Source organism: Desulfosarcina cetonica JCM 12296 (assembly GCF_001311845.1).
Classification (GTDB): domain Bacteria; phylum Desulfobacterota; class Desulfobacteria; order Desulfobacterales; family Desulfosarcinaceae; genus Desulfosarcina; species Desulfosarcina cetonica.
The window spans coordinates 1-11,908 of sequence record NZ_BBCC01000186.1 but is presented as its reverse complement, the minus strand read 5'-3'; the positions used below and the strand labels follow the sequence as shown (position 1 = coordinate 11,908).

General features: G+C 54.4%; 18 protein-coding genes. 11 read left to right on the top strand and 7 right to left on the bottom strand.

What is annotated here, in order from left to right; genetic code table 11:
- From JCM12296_RS45940 to JCM12296_RS27635, 3 genes are all read right to left on the bottom strand, one after another.
- On the bottom strand, positions 1–235 hold a 235-nt coding region (locus JCM12296_RS45940), incomplete at its 3' end, for an amidohydrolase family protein (protein WP_281492176.1).
- A complete protein-coding gene (locus JCM12296_RS45935; RefSeq protein WP_054699884.1) occupies positions 223–417 on the bottom strand; it encodes a hypothetical protein in 195 nt (64 codons plus the stop codon). The genes JCM12296_RS45940 and JCM12296_RS45935, both read right to left, overlap by 13 nt.
- Positions 414–1,253: a purine-nucleoside phosphorylase gene (locus tag JCM12296_RS27635; protein ID WP_172684143.1), complete on the bottom strand. Its 840-nt coding sequence runs from the start codon at positions 1,251–1,253 to the stop codon at positions 414–416. Before JCM12296_RS27635 ends, JCM12296_RS45935 begins: the two co-directional genes overlap by 4 nt.
- 293 nt (positions 1,254–1,546) lie before the next feature.
- Between JCM12296_RS27635 and JCM12296_RS39020 the strand changes: the two genes are divergently transcribed.
- The 11 genes from JCM12296_RS39020 to JCM12296_RS27590 all read left to right on the top strand — a co-directional run bounded on the left by JCM12296_RS39020 (position 1,547) and on the right by JCM12296_RS27590 (position 8,281).
- The gene (locus tag JCM12296_RS39020; protein WP_157067945.1) at positions 1,547–1,717 is read left to right on the top strand and encodes a hypothetical protein; all 171 of its coding nucleotides are present in this window, start codon (positions 1,547–1,549) and stop codon (positions 1,715–1,717) included.
- A 63-nt stretch (positions 1,718–1,780) separates the two neighbouring features.
- Positions 1,781–2,134: a DRTGG domain-containing protein gene (locus JCM12296_RS27630; protein ID WP_054699885.1), complete on the top strand. Its 354-nt coding sequence runs from the start codon at positions 1,781–1,783 to the stop codon at positions 2,132–2,134.
- 242 nt (positions 2,135–2,376) lie between these two features.
- The gene (locus JCM12296_RS45930) at positions 2,377–2,790 is read left to right on the top strand and encodes a (Fe-S)-binding protein (RefSeq protein WP_246804976.1); all 414 of its coding nucleotides are present in this window, start codon (positions 2,377–2,379) and stop codon (positions 2,788–2,790) included.
- Positions 2,688–4,271, top strand: a complete 1,584-nt coding sequence (locus JCM12296_RS27625; protein WP_246804975.1) for an FAD-dependent oxidoreductase — start codon at positions 2,688–2,690, stop codon at positions 4,269–4,271. Before JCM12296_RS45930 ends, JCM12296_RS27625 begins: the two co-directional genes overlap by 103 nt.
- A gap of 33 nt (positions 4,272–4,304) precedes the next feature.
- The gene (locus JCM12296_RS27620; protein ID WP_054699879.1) at positions 4,305–4,796 is read left to right on the top strand and encodes a SoxR reducing system RseC family protein; all 492 of its coding nucleotides are present in this window, start codon (positions 4,305–4,307) and stop codon (positions 4,794–4,796) included.
- Positions 4,797–4,799: 3 nt separating this feature from the next.
- Positions 4,800–5,276 (top strand): PilZ domain-containing protein, encoded by a 477-nt coding sequence (locus JCM12296_RS27615; protein WP_054699877.1) that lies wholly within the window; start codon positions 4,800–4,802, stop codon positions 5,274–5,276.
- 3 nt (positions 5,277–5,279) lie between these two features.
- The gene (locus tag JCM12296_RS27610) at positions 5,280–5,957 is read left to right on the top strand and encodes a nucleoside recognition domain-containing protein (protein WP_218188318.1); all 678 of its coding nucleotides are present in this window, start codon (positions 5,280–5,282) and stop codon (positions 5,955–5,957) included.
- Positions 5,951–6,253 carry a hypothetical protein gene (locus JCM12296_RS27605; RefSeq protein WP_054699872.1) on the top strand — a complete coding sequence of 101 codons (303 nt, stop codon included), beginning with the start codon at positions 5,951–5,953 and terminating at the stop codon, positions 6,251–6,253. Before JCM12296_RS27610 ends, JCM12296_RS27605 begins: the two co-directional genes overlap by 7 nt.
- A 13-nt stretch (positions 6,254–6,266) precedes the next feature.
- Complete coding sequence (locus JCM12296_RS27600) at positions 6,267–7,112, top strand: DUF3108 domain-containing protein (RefSeq protein WP_054699870.1); 846 nt, start codon at positions 6,267–6,269, stop codon at positions 7,110–7,112.
- A 2-nt stretch (positions 7,113–7,114) separates the two neighbouring features.
- Positions 7,115–7,765 (top strand): lactate utilization protein, encoded by a 651-nt coding sequence (locus JCM12296_RS27595; protein ID WP_054699868.1) that lies wholly within the window; start codon positions 7,115–7,117, stop codon positions 7,763–7,765.
- Positions 7,766–8,077: 312 nt separating this feature from the next.
- Complete coding sequence (locus JCM12296_RS27590) at positions 8,078–8,281, top strand: cold-shock protein (protein WP_054699866.1); 204 nt, start codon at positions 8,078–8,080, stop codon at positions 8,279–8,281.
- Positions 8,282–8,344: 63 nt separating this feature from the next.
- Here the strand turns inward: JCM12296_RS27590 and JCM12296_RS27585 are convergent, their stop codons facing one another.
- The 4 genes from JCM12296_RS27585 to JCM12296_RS39015 form a co-directional block, all read right to left on the bottom strand.
- Positions 8,345–8,590: a DUF3862 domain-containing protein gene (locus tag JCM12296_RS27585; protein WP_213183778.1), complete on the bottom strand. Its 246-nt coding sequence runs from the start codon at positions 8,588–8,590 to the stop codon at positions 8,345–8,347.
- A gap of 664 nt (positions 8,591–9,254) precedes the next feature.
- Entirely contained in the window at positions 9,255–10,001 is a 747-nt protein-coding gene (locus JCM12296_RS27575; protein WP_054699860.1) for a Rossmann-like domain-containing protein, read from the bottom strand.
- A 137-nt stretch (positions 10,002–10,138) separates the two neighbouring features.
- A complete protein-coding gene (locus tag JCM12296_RS37145) occupies positions 10,139–10,528 on the bottom strand; it encodes a DUF488 domain-containing protein (protein ID WP_083456578.1) in 390 nt (129 codons plus the stop codon).
- A 171-nt stretch (positions 10,529–10,699) separates the two neighbouring features.
- Positions 10,700–11,773 (bottom strand): hypothetical protein, encoded by a 1,074-nt coding sequence (locus JCM12296_RS39015; RefSeq protein ID WP_157067944.1) that lies wholly within the window; start codon positions 11,771–11,773, stop codon positions 10,700–10,702.
- Between the last annotated feature and the right edge of the window lie 135 nt (positions 11,774–11,908).

Sequence of the window (11,908 nt, the reverse complement as noted above, 5' to 3'; positions counted from 1 at the left end):
TGGGCCGCTCGGCCACGGCGCCCTCGAACAGGTACATGTCGCAAAAACAGGTGGTGCCGGAAAGGATCATCTCCGCGCAGCCCAGCAACGTGCCGGCGTGCACCTTTTCTTGATTCAGCAGGGCCTCGGCGGGAAAAATATGCTCGTTCAGCCAGGTCATCAGGGGCAGGTCGTCGGCCAGCCCGCGAAAAAGGGTCATGGCCGCGTGGGTGTGCGTGTTGATCAGTCCGGGCATGATGATTCCGCCGTTGGCATCGATGGTTTCACGGGCGCTGAATCCGGCCAGGTCGCAGTCGGTCCCACGGCGGTGATCGTATCGCCGCAAATCGCCACGGCACCGTTGTCGATCACACGGCCCGCCGGGTCCATGGTCATGACGATGCCATGGGTGATCAGCAGATCGACGGTGTTGCTCATGAAGGTTCACCGGCATGGATTTCGCCGACCACCCGCTCGATCAGGCGGTTGAGTTGGGGGGCCACGCGGTTGGCCGCGGCGATGATGGCCTCCACCGAAGCGGGTTGCGGCCGGTCCGGATCATTGATGTTGGTGATCGTGGAGATGCCCAATACGCGCATGCCGGCGTGCACGGCGGCAATGGTTTCCATGACCGTGCTGAGTCCCACGGCGTCCGCGCCGATGGTTTTCAGGAACCGGATTTCGGCCGGTGTTTCCAGGGACGGTCCTTTCAGGCCGGCGTAGACCCCACTTTTCAGCACGATGCCCAGCCGGTCGGCGGCCCGGCGGCAGCGTTTGATCAGCGCCGGGTCATAGGCAACGGTCATGTCCGGAAAACGCGGTCCCCAGGCGTCATGATTGGGACCGACCAGCGGATTCTCGCCGGTCAGGTTGATATGGTCCCGGATGACCATCAGATCCCCCTGGCTGAAGGCCAGATTGATGCCGCCGGCCGCATTGGACAGGATCAGGTTGCGGACGCCCAGGGCCTGCATCACCCGCACCGGAAAGGTCACCTGGGTTGGCGCATAGCCTTCGTACAGGTGAACGCGTCCCTGCATGACCACGACCGGATGGCCGGCCAGGGTACCGGCCAAAAGGCGACCCGAATGGCCGGCCACGGTGGATACGGGAAAGTGAGGGATCTCCCCATAGTTCAGGGTGACCGCGTCGTCCAGCGGTCCGACGGCATCGCCCAGTCCGGTGCCGGTGATGATGCCGGTAAGGGGCGGGCGATGCAGTTGGGTTTGCAGGAAGACTGCGGCTTCATGGACATTCTCAAATAGGGGATTCACGGGTGGCCTCCAGTGTAGGATGACGCGATGGGTTGGTTTGACGGCTGCGGTGGACCAGTGACGGCGATGGCTGTTCTGGCGTTTGAGTTATAAAACAGCGGCAAGGGCTCCGTCAAGCGCTGCGGACCTGTTCGCTTGGGATGATATCGTTGACATTTTCAAGTTATTATGAAAATGTTCCGTCGCGGTCACCTGCGGTCTCCCCCAACAATTGTTTTTCTTGTTCAACTCACAGAGATTGAAGGCGATTCCAAACGGTTTTCAACTTGCAGGCTCAAGGAGCAAAAGACGCCATGGCGCAGACATACCATCCCCCGCACGCGGACATCACGGATGCAATGTGGCAGACGATCGACGCCGCCATCAATCCGCATCGATCCGTTGCCGGGGCTGTTATCACGGTGTTCAGGGCGTGCCGGAACGTTGCCGGCCCTTTGCCGGAGGCACTTCTGGACGACAGATGATCGCTCCTGATACCTGTCGCCAACCCTAACCCCTATGTGTTGTTACATAATGACCGAATGACCATGAAAATTTCCGAAATCAAAGATATTCTCAACGCCGACATGCTTTGTGGCGACGATCAGCTCGATACGGTTATCGTCGCCGGGGGGGCGGCTGACCTGATGGATGACGTGCTGGCGGCGGCTGCCAAGGGTTCCGCCCTTTTGACGGGGGTTACCACCGACCACGTGATCCGCACGGCCAAGATTGTTGGTGTTGGCGTCATCGTTATCGTCAGAGGTAAGAAACCACCCGCGGATTTCGTCAATATGGCAAAATCATTCAATATTCCTATAATGCTGACGGACTATTCCCTGTTTGTGGCCTGCGGCCGGCTCTATATGAACGGCATCCGAGGGTTGGACGGTTCCTGGTAGACGACGGGAAAGTGAATAAGGAAACGCGCATCAATTGTTTAACATGTTACGATAAATGCAGATTCGACGCCATTTTTTAAGAGGAGTAGTCAAATGACCATTGCTATCATTCTCATGGGAGGACTGGGACTCATCGTGGGGATCGGCCTGGCGGCCGCCTCCAAAATTTTCTACGTTTACGTAGATCCCAAGATCGAGGCGATCGAAGGGTTCTGCCCGGCGCCAACTGCGGTGGTTGCGGCATGCCCGGCTGCAGTGCCAATGCCGAGGCCATCGTGGCCGGCAAAGCCTCGCCCAATTCCTGCGTGGCGGCCGGCGATGAGGTGGCCCTGGCGATCGCCGAGATTCTTGGCGTCAGCGTGGAAGCCAAGGAACCGGATATTGCCCTGCCCGGATGCACTTACGGTGTGGCCGATGCCGCGGTCAAATACAAATATGACGGGCTGAACGATTGCCGGGCGGCGGCCCTGCTTTCCGGTGGCATGAAGGTCTGCAACATCGGTTGTTTGGGGTTGGGCACCTGTGCGGCGGCTTGCCCCTTCGGCGCATTACCATGGGGCCCAAGGGCCTGCCGGTGGTCGATGAGGTCAAGTGTACCGGCTGCGGGACCTGTGAGCGGGTCTGCCCCAAGCACATCATCACCCTGTCGTCGGTGACCCGTCGAATCCTCAAGGAGTACACCACCGAGGATTGCACGACGCCTTGTCAGCGGGCGTGTCCCGCGGGGATCAACATCAGCCGCTATATTGAGCAGATCGCGAACACCGATTACCACGGCGCGGTCCAGACGATCAAGGAGCGCAACCCCTTCCCCACGGTCATCGGCCGGATTTGCCCGCGTCCCTGTGAAGACGATTGCCGGCGCAAATACGTGGACGAACCCGTGGCGATCAACTTTCTCAAACGCTTTGCCGCCGATTACGAACGAACCCAGAGCGAGCGCATCCAGCCGTTCAAGGCGCCGTCCACCGGTCGCCGCATGGCCATTATCGGCGGCGGTGTCCAGGGCCTTTCGGCCGCCTTCTTCGCCTGCCGGCTGGGCCATGGCGTCACCGTGTTCGAGGGCACGGACAAACCGGGCGGACTGCTCAACACGGCCATCGCCAAGTACCGGCTGCCCGAAGAGATCCTCCAGTGGGACATCGACGGAATCGTGGAGATGGGCGTGGAAATCCGCACCGACCAGATGCTGGGCAGTGACGTGAATGTCATCGATCTGCTGGAAGAGGGATTCGAGGCGGTTTTCCTGGCTACGGGGGGCTGGGACAGCCGACTTTCCCGCGGGGCTGAAAAACGTGTCGAGACGCCGCTGCCGGGTGGCTACCTGTTGCTGGATCTCTTGCGCTCGGGCAAGGCGGGGCACGGAACGGTGACCTGTGGCGCGGATACGGTGATCGTCGGCGGTGAAGGGATTGCTACGCAGAGCCTGGAAAAGGCCCGTTCGTTGGGTGCCCGGAATGTCACGTTTATCTTCCGCGAAACGCCCGATGCGGCGGTGGTGGCGGCCTTGACCGAGGCCGGGGCCCAGGTCCTGGCGGGGTGCGGCGTTCTGCGTTTGTTGGGTGAGGGTACCGCCTTGACGGCCGTTGAGGTGATGGATACGGCCAGCGGCAACGTGACCCAACTGGCGGCCCAAAGCATCGTGTTTTCCGCCGGCCGTTTTCCCGAATTGGTCTTCACCCGTCCGGCGGAAGAGGATGCGGCCCCGACGACGGCATGGGTGGCCGTACCGCCGTATAAGCAGCCGGCCGTGTCCGATCAGGTGGGCCTGTTTGGCAAGGGCGAGACGCTGACCGATTTCAGCGGCGCCATCAAAGCCATTGGTGCCGGTCGCCGTGCGGCGGCCTCCATGCACAAGCTGATCTACCAGATTCCCCTGGATTTGCCCGGCAATGTCCTCAAACCCGACGTGGCCATCCAGAACGTGGATCAAGTGGAAGCCGTGCCCACCGCCCAGCGACAGATCATGCCCCTGGCCCAGCGCCGCGATATCGAGCAGTTGATGGAGCTGGAAAAGGGTTTCGATACGCAGGCGGCCGCCAAGGAAGCCGCGCGCTGCCTCAATTGCGGTTTGATCTGCTACCAGCATACCGACGCATCCGCCCTGGAGCAGATTCGGCCGTCGGTAAACGCCTAGCGGTTCATATCGGTTGATCTTAAGGAACGCATCATGGCCAATGAAGAAGGTATCGTTTTCAAACTCGGCGCACCTGGCGCGGGAACGGCATGGGTGAAAACCAACCGCGCCAGCGCCTGCGAATCCTGTACGTCCCGGGATTCCTGTCATATGGAGGAGGGCGGCGCCCAGGAAATGGAGGTGGAGGCCCTTAACACGGCAAATGCCCGGGTGGGGGATACAATCGTTTTGAATATCAAGACCAGTTCATTCTTGAAAGCCACTTTTCTGCTCTACGTCTTTCCGATTCTGGCGCTGATTGCCGGCGCCATGGTCGGTCAGACGATGGCCGAGCACCGTGGCATGGATCCCTCCGCCATGGCGGCCCTGGTCGGTTTTCTGGCTTTCGGACTATCGTTTGTTATTATTCGCTTCATGGATCGCCACCTCTCCGGCAAGGCCAGCTACAAACCGGAGATCATCAAGGTCAGACGGCCTGGCCTGGCACCGGCCGAAACCCAGGAAGCGTACCCGGCAGAACAGTAATCCATGGATCAGATCGTATTCATCACCAGCAAGAATACCGCGACGTTCCGATGCCCCCAATGCGGCAAAGCCAAAACAGCCGATGTGAGCCGCTACCTGGGGACGGACAAGAATGTCACGGTCAATTGTACCTGCGGTTGTGGCCATCGCTTCCGTTGCCGGCTGGAAAAACGCCGGCACTACCGCAAGCCGGTGCATCTGCCCGGCAAGTTTGTTTTTGCGGAAACCGGCCGGCCCCGGGATACGGGTTTGCTGACCGTGGTGGATATTTCCAGTTCCGGGTTGAAACTGAAAATGAGCGTTTCGCGTGATTTCCCGATAGGCGCCCTTTTGCAGGTGGAATTTCATTTGGACGATCGCAATCGAACGCCCATGAAAAAACGTGTCATTGTTCGCAATGTCAGCGGTTCTTTTGTGGGCGTCACTTTCCATCCCGACGACTTGGACGATCCCGCTCTGGGATTTTACCTGATGCCTTAATCCTTGAAGATACAACCCGATATCGTGATTCAGAGCCTGCGGCGCGGTGCTGCCAAGGGATGGCGGGGATACTTGTGGATGCTGAAAATCATCCTGCCGGTCTCATTCGCCACTTTTTTGCTGGACGCCTCCGGATGGCTCCAGCGTGCGGATGGTTTGCTTGAACCGCTCATGGGCCTCCTGCACCTTCCCGCCATGGCCGCCCTTCCCCTGATTGCCGGGATGTTGACCGGAATTTACGGCGCGATTGCCGCCATGTCCGTGCTGCCGTTTACCATCGATCAGATGACGCTGATGGCGGTGTTTTTGCTGATTGCCCACAACCTGATCCAGGAAGGGCTGGTGCAGCATCATTCCGGCGGGCGTGCCTGGACGGCGACTTTCGTGCGACTGTCGGCCGCCGTCGTGACCGTGGCTGCCGTGGGCTGGTTTCTCGGCGGCGAAACGGCCCAGCCGGCCAGCCACGCCGGGATCGCCGGACCGATGGCCTTTTGGCCCGCGCTGAAAGGCTGGTCGATGGACATGGCCTGGCTGAGCCTGAAAATTTTTGCCATCATTACCGGTTTGATGATGCTGATGGAAATACTCTACACCTTCCATCTGATCGACCGCTTGTTGAAGGTCATCCGTCCCTGCATGGGGCTTCTGGGGCTTGACCGGGAGGTGGGCATGCTATGCTGACCGCCGTCGTTTTCGGTATCGCCTACGGGAGTGCGGTGATCGTCGAGACCGTCAATCAGCACCCCATTGCGCCGGAAAAGTTGAAGACCCTGCATGTCTCCATCGGGATCAATCACGCCGTGGTGGAAGACCCGGCCCTGTTTCTGCCGCTGGGGATCCACGCCTTCTGGCTATGGATTCCGCGCCTGGTGGCCGCGGTTCTCTTTGCCTACACCTGTCGGTGGTGGTTTTGGCTGAGGCGTCGTCGACGCCCGCTGACCGCGCAAATCCTTCCGGCCAACGGCCGATGGCGATAGGGGATGTTCCCCCATGTCCACAGCCGGCCTCAACAACGCCCATTGGATGGCTGGTATTCGCCGCATTGCCGCCAGCGTGATTTGCGCCTTGACGATCATGACGGCCCCCAATGCCGTTCGATCGGCCGAGGTTGCCGACCGTGGGGCGCCTTTCATTCCGGGTGAGCGGCTCACCTTCGTGCTTAAATGGACAATTGTCCCGGCGGGTGAGGCTGTGCTGGAAGTGCTTTCCCCGGAGTTCATGGCCGGCCAGGAAACCTACCATTTCGTGCTCACCGCCAGGTCCAACGCATTTGTGGACGCTTTTTATACCGTGCGTGACCGGATCGATGCCTGGGCCGGGGCGGATATGCGGCATTCCGTGCTGTATCGTAAAAAGCAGCATGAAGGCAGTACCCGCAATGATATCACCGTCGCCTTCGATTGGGCGGCGATGCATGCCCGGTATGCCAATCATGGGAATGCCCGCGATCCGATTTCCATTGTGGATGGGACCTTTGATCCGCTCTCCATCTATTACTGGTCCCGGTCGGTCGATCTGGCGGTGGGAACGCACATCCAAAGGCCGGTGACCGACGGAAAGAAACAGATCATGGGGCATGCCCGGGTGATACGCCAGGAGCGGGTCACGGTTCCGGCGGGTACATTCGATACCTTTCTCATCGAACCCGATCTGCGTCACGTGGGGGGCGTGTTCGACAAGCGTCCCGACGCCAAGATTCAACTGTGGGTTTCGGCGGACCCGCGGCGTCTGCCGGTAAAATTAAAAAGCAAAGTCGTTGTGGGCAGCTTCTCCGGCGAGCTGGTCAGTATTGTCAATGCCGCTTCGCTGGCGGCGCCGGAGTACCCGAAGGAGTGAACATGATGGATGACCAGGCGTATGAACAGTGGCTCTGGGAGATGACGGCCCAGCGCTGCGTGCAAAACCTCGTTAAGCACGGTTTCGACGCCCATTTTCTGCCGGACGTGGCCAGTGCGGCCGCGGCAATTCTGAAAATGGTGCAGTCGTTCGACAGTTTCGGTTTCGGTGGCTCCAGCACAACGCGCCGTCTGGGTGTCCTGGAAGCCCTGCGTGCCCAGGGGAAAACCATCCATGATCATTGGCAGGCCGACCTGAGCAAGGCGGCGGACCTGGATATCCGATTGGCCCAGGGCCGTTGCGACTGTTTCTTCTGCAGCGCCAATGCCATCGCCGCCACCGGCGAGATCGTCAATGTGGACGGAATCGGCAACCGAACCAATGCCATGACCTTTGGCGTCGGCAAGGTGGTGATCGTGGCCGGCATGAACAAGGTGACCCCCGATCTGGACAGCGCCCTGCAACGGGTGCGCCTGGTGGCGGCACCGATGCGGGCCAAGAGCCTGAATGCCAAAACGCCTTGCGCCGAAACCGGTGTGTGCACGGACTGCAACGCGCCCCAGCGGATCTGCCGCATCACGACGATCTTGCACCGCAAGCCCCTGATGACCGACATCAGCGTCTTTCTGATCGGTCAGTCCTTGGGATTCTGACGCGTCTCTTGCCGCGCCTTTGATGATGGCAAGGACCTGTCTTCATCCGGTTGCGCCGAGCACGGGAAGAGAAGATGGTTGCTAACTTCACTGAGGAAGTCGGGAAAGCCACGGATATTAAACGATTTCCGTGATTGCTTTTTTCTTGACACGCAGTACTTGATTGGTTAATCACTTCTCGGATGATATCTTGGCCAAAGCTATCCCTGATCTGAAATCTCCTGAGCGGTATTCTTCCACGTGCCGGACTATCGTCCGCTATGGCAATGGGTCAATTTTTAGGAGAACCACCGAGAAGAGGAGGTCAGTGTTTTGGCGAACGGAACAGTAAAATGGTTCAATGACAAGAAGGGGTATGGCTTTATCAACGAAGAAGAAGGTCGAGATGTCTTCGTTCATTTTTCCGCCATCGATATGCCGGGATTCAAGACCCTGTCCGAAGGGGACATGGTTATCTTTGATGTTGAAGAGAGCGATCGCGGGCCTGAAGCCAAGAACGTCCGAAAATCAACCTAATTCATCACAACCCATTTGATGCACAAACCGGGGATTGCGACGGGGCCGCCTTTCCCCGGTTTTTTATTCCGAAAGCCCCTTGCCGGCAAACAGGATGACTTTGTCGCCGGCGAATTGGACCCGGATCTGCCGTTTGTCATCGCCCCAGCGGCAAGTCTTGAGGCCCATGGCGCCATCGCATTCATCCGCTTTTCCCAGGATCGCGACCACTTCCTCGTAGGTCATGCCCATTTTCAGTTTGTCGTAGTTTGCCGTGGTCAGCTTGCTGCTGCAGCCGACCACAACCAGCAGGGCCGCCACAGCCAGCATCCGTGAAATCATTCTCCTGTTAATCCGACGATGCACGCGATCCTCTTTTTCCGTTTCAGGTTGGGTTGCTGCCAGAAATTAGTTTAACTCTCCACAACAGCTCGTTCAACCTTTTTTAATGACTGATAATCCCATGGGCGTATCGATGGGTACCATCGAATTCCTGGAAAGGCAATGCCGGCATTCAACGCCATTTTTGTTCCGACAGTACACGATATGGGTTGCGGTCAGGATCCCGAATATCAAACCCGGAACGACGAAAAGCGCCAACCCCACCATGGTGGCAATGACACCCAATATCGCCACCAGCCCGGATAACAACTCCAATCCAATCAGTTCTGGTTCCCCAATGGCACCGCAATGGACGCAAACCATTTCCCTTTTTTGCGAAAACATGTCGTTTAACCTCCATCAAATGTTAATTTGGCCTGTGATGATAAATGGATATCGGCCCCTTTGGCCGAAACTAAAATTGATGCACGCGTAAAAAGTCGCATTTCCGACGGATTCGTAAAAATTGATTGGTCTCTGCAAGGCGGTTTGTGAACGTTGTTCGACAAAACGTCCTGCTTGTCGAACGGACATCGAGAGTGATCCCGAATCTATGAAAGCTTCGTATTCATGTGGGTAGGGTGCATATCGTCATTTGAAAGTGTTCAAATTGTTATGCAGCGTTGAAACATAATCTTTTTAGATTTAAAATAACCGCAGGGCCGGCAATTGTTGTACCATAAAAATATATGGGTTTATTATATTTCTCAGCATATATCGTCAGTTTCTCCAGACTATTATTAACAATTGTGGAACCTGTTGCGAGAAGAACATCACTGGCTTTAAAAATTTCTTCTTCCATTGTTTTTCCATCCCAAATAAAAATCCCGTACTTTTTTTTGCCGATATTGTCTCTATCCAGGTCTGTAACCCTTACTTTTTCAGGTGAAACAAGTTTTGAAAAATTATCAATGATCGCGGGCTGAAACCCGATGATTCCAATATGACTTTCAGTTCCGTATTGATTAATAACGCTTTCGGCAATTTCCCGTGCACATAGTTCAGGTTCATCATTTTTACAGTGAATCGTTTTATCTGCTTTTCCAAGGTGCCGCATAACCGCATTCAGGGCTGAAATGAAAAGCGCACGTTCTCCGTTATTCCTCAGCTTAATCTCAACGATATCTTTAACCTTTCCTTTAAAATTCATCGGCATATCTGTAAACGCCTGACCCATTGCACCTTTAAACTCAGCCTGCATCAAACTTTCCCTTCCTTGCAAAAGAGGGAAATCTTTTCTTTCCGTTTCACCAATGGCCTCTCCGGGCGTCAATTGTCTGGCGGTAATGTTCACTTCGGTTTCCATAAGCCCGCTTTCACGGGCCATTTCAATAAATGAAGATTTAAGCTGACTGAACATGTTTATTCCCTCAAGAAAAATAGCTTTTATATGAAGCCTGTGCTAACGGCGCGTTAACGCAATCATTAGCTTGTGTAATAGTGGCACGCCCCCTGCTGATCCTTGTGCATGGCGTTGTTGGGTGCACTCGCTTATTACTACGATGCGATTTTGGCTCCTCTTTCAGCTAACAACTCTTTTAATATGGATCTATGGCATCGTGATTCATTTTCGCAATAGCAGCCAACTGAAATGTTTGAGTTGTGAGATAATGCTGCAAGCAAGTCGATGATTCTGCTTTTTTCTGGATCCTTCATCTCAGAGCGATACTTTTTGGCAAATGTAATCCAATCTTTTTCTGTTTTCACTGCCTGGCCGATTTTCATTAGCTCGTTTGTTGGTGCAACATTGGGGAACCAAACATCATACCAATTTTGAGTAGAATATTCGCTTTTAGGAATTCCGCGTGGAGGCCGTCTCACTGTACCTATACGCAAACCTTCGTTTTTATGTCTGTCAGAACCAAGCCGGACAATTCGTATTGTCATATTGTGTCTCTCTGTATTTGTGAAATATTTTGGTAAACGCCCAACGTTGCTTTTCAGTGGGCGAGGCTTTTTGCGTCGGCTGAATTAGCAACGTTGGGCATTAAAATGTTTATTAATGGGGCATTTCTGCTACTGCTTTTACACAGTTGTCAATATCCGGATCACATTCGGCTACTCGAGCCATATACTGAAGGGATCTCCGGGGTAATTGCTCATTTCGACATCTCGAACTAAAACCAATTTTCCTTTTAAAAGATTTACGCCAGTATAATCATCATCAATTAGAGGATCGTGTACCAAAGAGGGAGACTGAAGGTGAAATTTCAAATTTTGAGTCTTATAGTTGGCGATTACCACAGAACGATTCTTCTTTATCATAAGAACGTCGCCTTTTTCAGGAATAATAGCTCCACGAGAACCGGTTCCTGGCCGGAATGCTACTGATGCATAAGGGCCTTCAGTGTATAATTTGCGGTTAGGGTCGAAATACCCAATAAAAATCCATCCGGTGTCAAAAGGCATTAATGTCTCAAATTTCAGAACATCTTTAGATGGCAAAGCTGTATCTGCAAATTCAACCTCAAATATTCCGGGAACTCCGACCTTTTTTAGTACTATTCCGGAATATACCTGATAACAGACCAATAAAAGCAAAATTAGACTGACAATCCATTTAATCAAATTGTGATTGCGATGATCTTCACTATCACTTTTTTGTTTAACTTGAGGATTTATTTTGGGTGTATTTACATTTCGTTTTGAAGTTCCATCGGATCTATGAACGAGAATTGAATATAGAGGACATTCTGTGTAATGCATAGGGATAACAGTAGACCACACCCAACCCCAATGATCTGGTGGTGCACCCATCTTTCCGAGATTATGATGTGCAACATCAATATCTATTTCGTCGGTATGTTTATGAAGATAAGTCGCAAAATATCCAAAATTGTTGAATGAAACTTCTGGACAGAAATTCGAAAAACTCTTGAAGTGCCCATCAGGGCCACTGATTGAGGTTTCCTGCTTACCTGTTAAGGGCAACAAGTCACTTGATTTCCACTTTTCAAGAAGCCTCTTATCTTCATCTTCCGGTATAGATGTACATCCTGCAGAACCTAAAAGTGATAAGGATTGGTAGAATCGAGGACATGAATCTGCAGTTGCAAAAGGACACCGCGGCAGAACCTCTTTTGCTCTGCTGATCTCAGAATACCATTTTTTGTCAGGAATAATATCTCTCATTTTTACGTGAATTTAGTGTCCAACGTTCAACGTTTCTTTTCGGCGGGCGAGGCTTTTTGCGCTCCGCTGCAAAAGCCTGTTGTGTGCCGGGCACGGCACGTATTCTTAAGGGTGCGATGAGCCAGCATACCTCTT

What these genes read in the sequence shown, in the direction of transcription:
- JCM12296_RS45935 (WP_054699884.1), bottom strand. Translation starts at nt 417, where the DNA reads ATGAGCAACACCGTCGATCTGCTGATCACCCATGGCATCGTCATGACC.
- JCM12296_RS39020 (WP_157067945.1), top strand. Translation starts at nt 1,547, where the DNA reads ATGGCGCAGACATACCATCCCCCGCACGCGGACATCACGGATGCAATG.
- JCM12296_RS27630 (WP_054699885.1), top strand. Translation starts at nt 1,781, where the DNA reads ATGAAAATTTCCGAAATCAAAGATATTCTCAACGCCGACATGCTTTGT.
- JCM12296_RS45930 (WP_246804976.1), top strand. Translation starts at nt 2,377, where the DNA reads ATGCCCGGCTGCAGTGCCAATGCCGAGGCCATCGTGGCCGGCAAAGCC.
- JCM12296_RS27625 (WP_246804975.1), top strand. Translation starts at nt 2,688, where the DNA reads ATGGGGCCCAAGGGCCTGCCGGTGGTCGATGAGGTCAAGTGTACCGGC.
- JCM12296_RS27620 (WP_054699879.1), top strand. Translation starts at nt 4,305, where the DNA reads ATGGCCAATGAAGAAGGTATCGTTTTCAAACTCGGCGCACCTGGCGCG.
- JCM12296_RS27615 (WP_054699877.1), top strand. Translation starts at nt 4,800, where the DNA reads ATGGATCAGATCGTATTCATCACCAGCAAGAATACCGCGACGTTCCGA.
- JCM12296_RS27605 (WP_054699872.1), top strand. Translation starts at nt 5,951, where the DNA reads ATGCTGACCGCCGTCGTTTTCGGTATCGCCTACGGGAGTGCGGTGATC.
- JCM12296_RS27600 (WP_054699870.1), top strand. Translation starts at nt 6,267, where the DNA reads ATGTCCACAGCCGGCCTCAACAACGCCCATTGGATGGCTGGTATTCGC.
- JCM12296_RS27595 (WP_054699868.1), top strand. Translation starts at nt 7,115, where the DNA reads ATGATGGATGACCAGGCGTATGAACAGTGGCTCTGGGAGATGACGGCC.
- JCM12296_RS27585 (WP_213183778.1), bottom strand. Translation starts at nt 8,590, where the DNA reads ATGCTGGCTGTGGCGGCCCTGCTGGTTGTGGTCGGCTGCAGCAGCAAG.
- JCM12296_RS27575 (WP_054699860.1), bottom strand. Translation starts at nt 10,001, where the DNA reads ATGTTCAGTCAGCTTAAATCTTCATTTATTGAAATGGCCCGTGAAAGC.
- JCM12296_RS37145 (WP_083456578.1), bottom strand. Translation starts at nt 10,528, where the DNA reads ATGACAATACGAATTGTCCGGCTTGGTTCTGACAGACATAAAAACGAA.
- JCM12296_RS39015 (WP_157067944.1), bottom strand. Translation starts at nt 11,773, where the DNA reads ATGAGAGATATTATTCCTGACAAAAAATGGTATTCTGAGATCAGCAGA.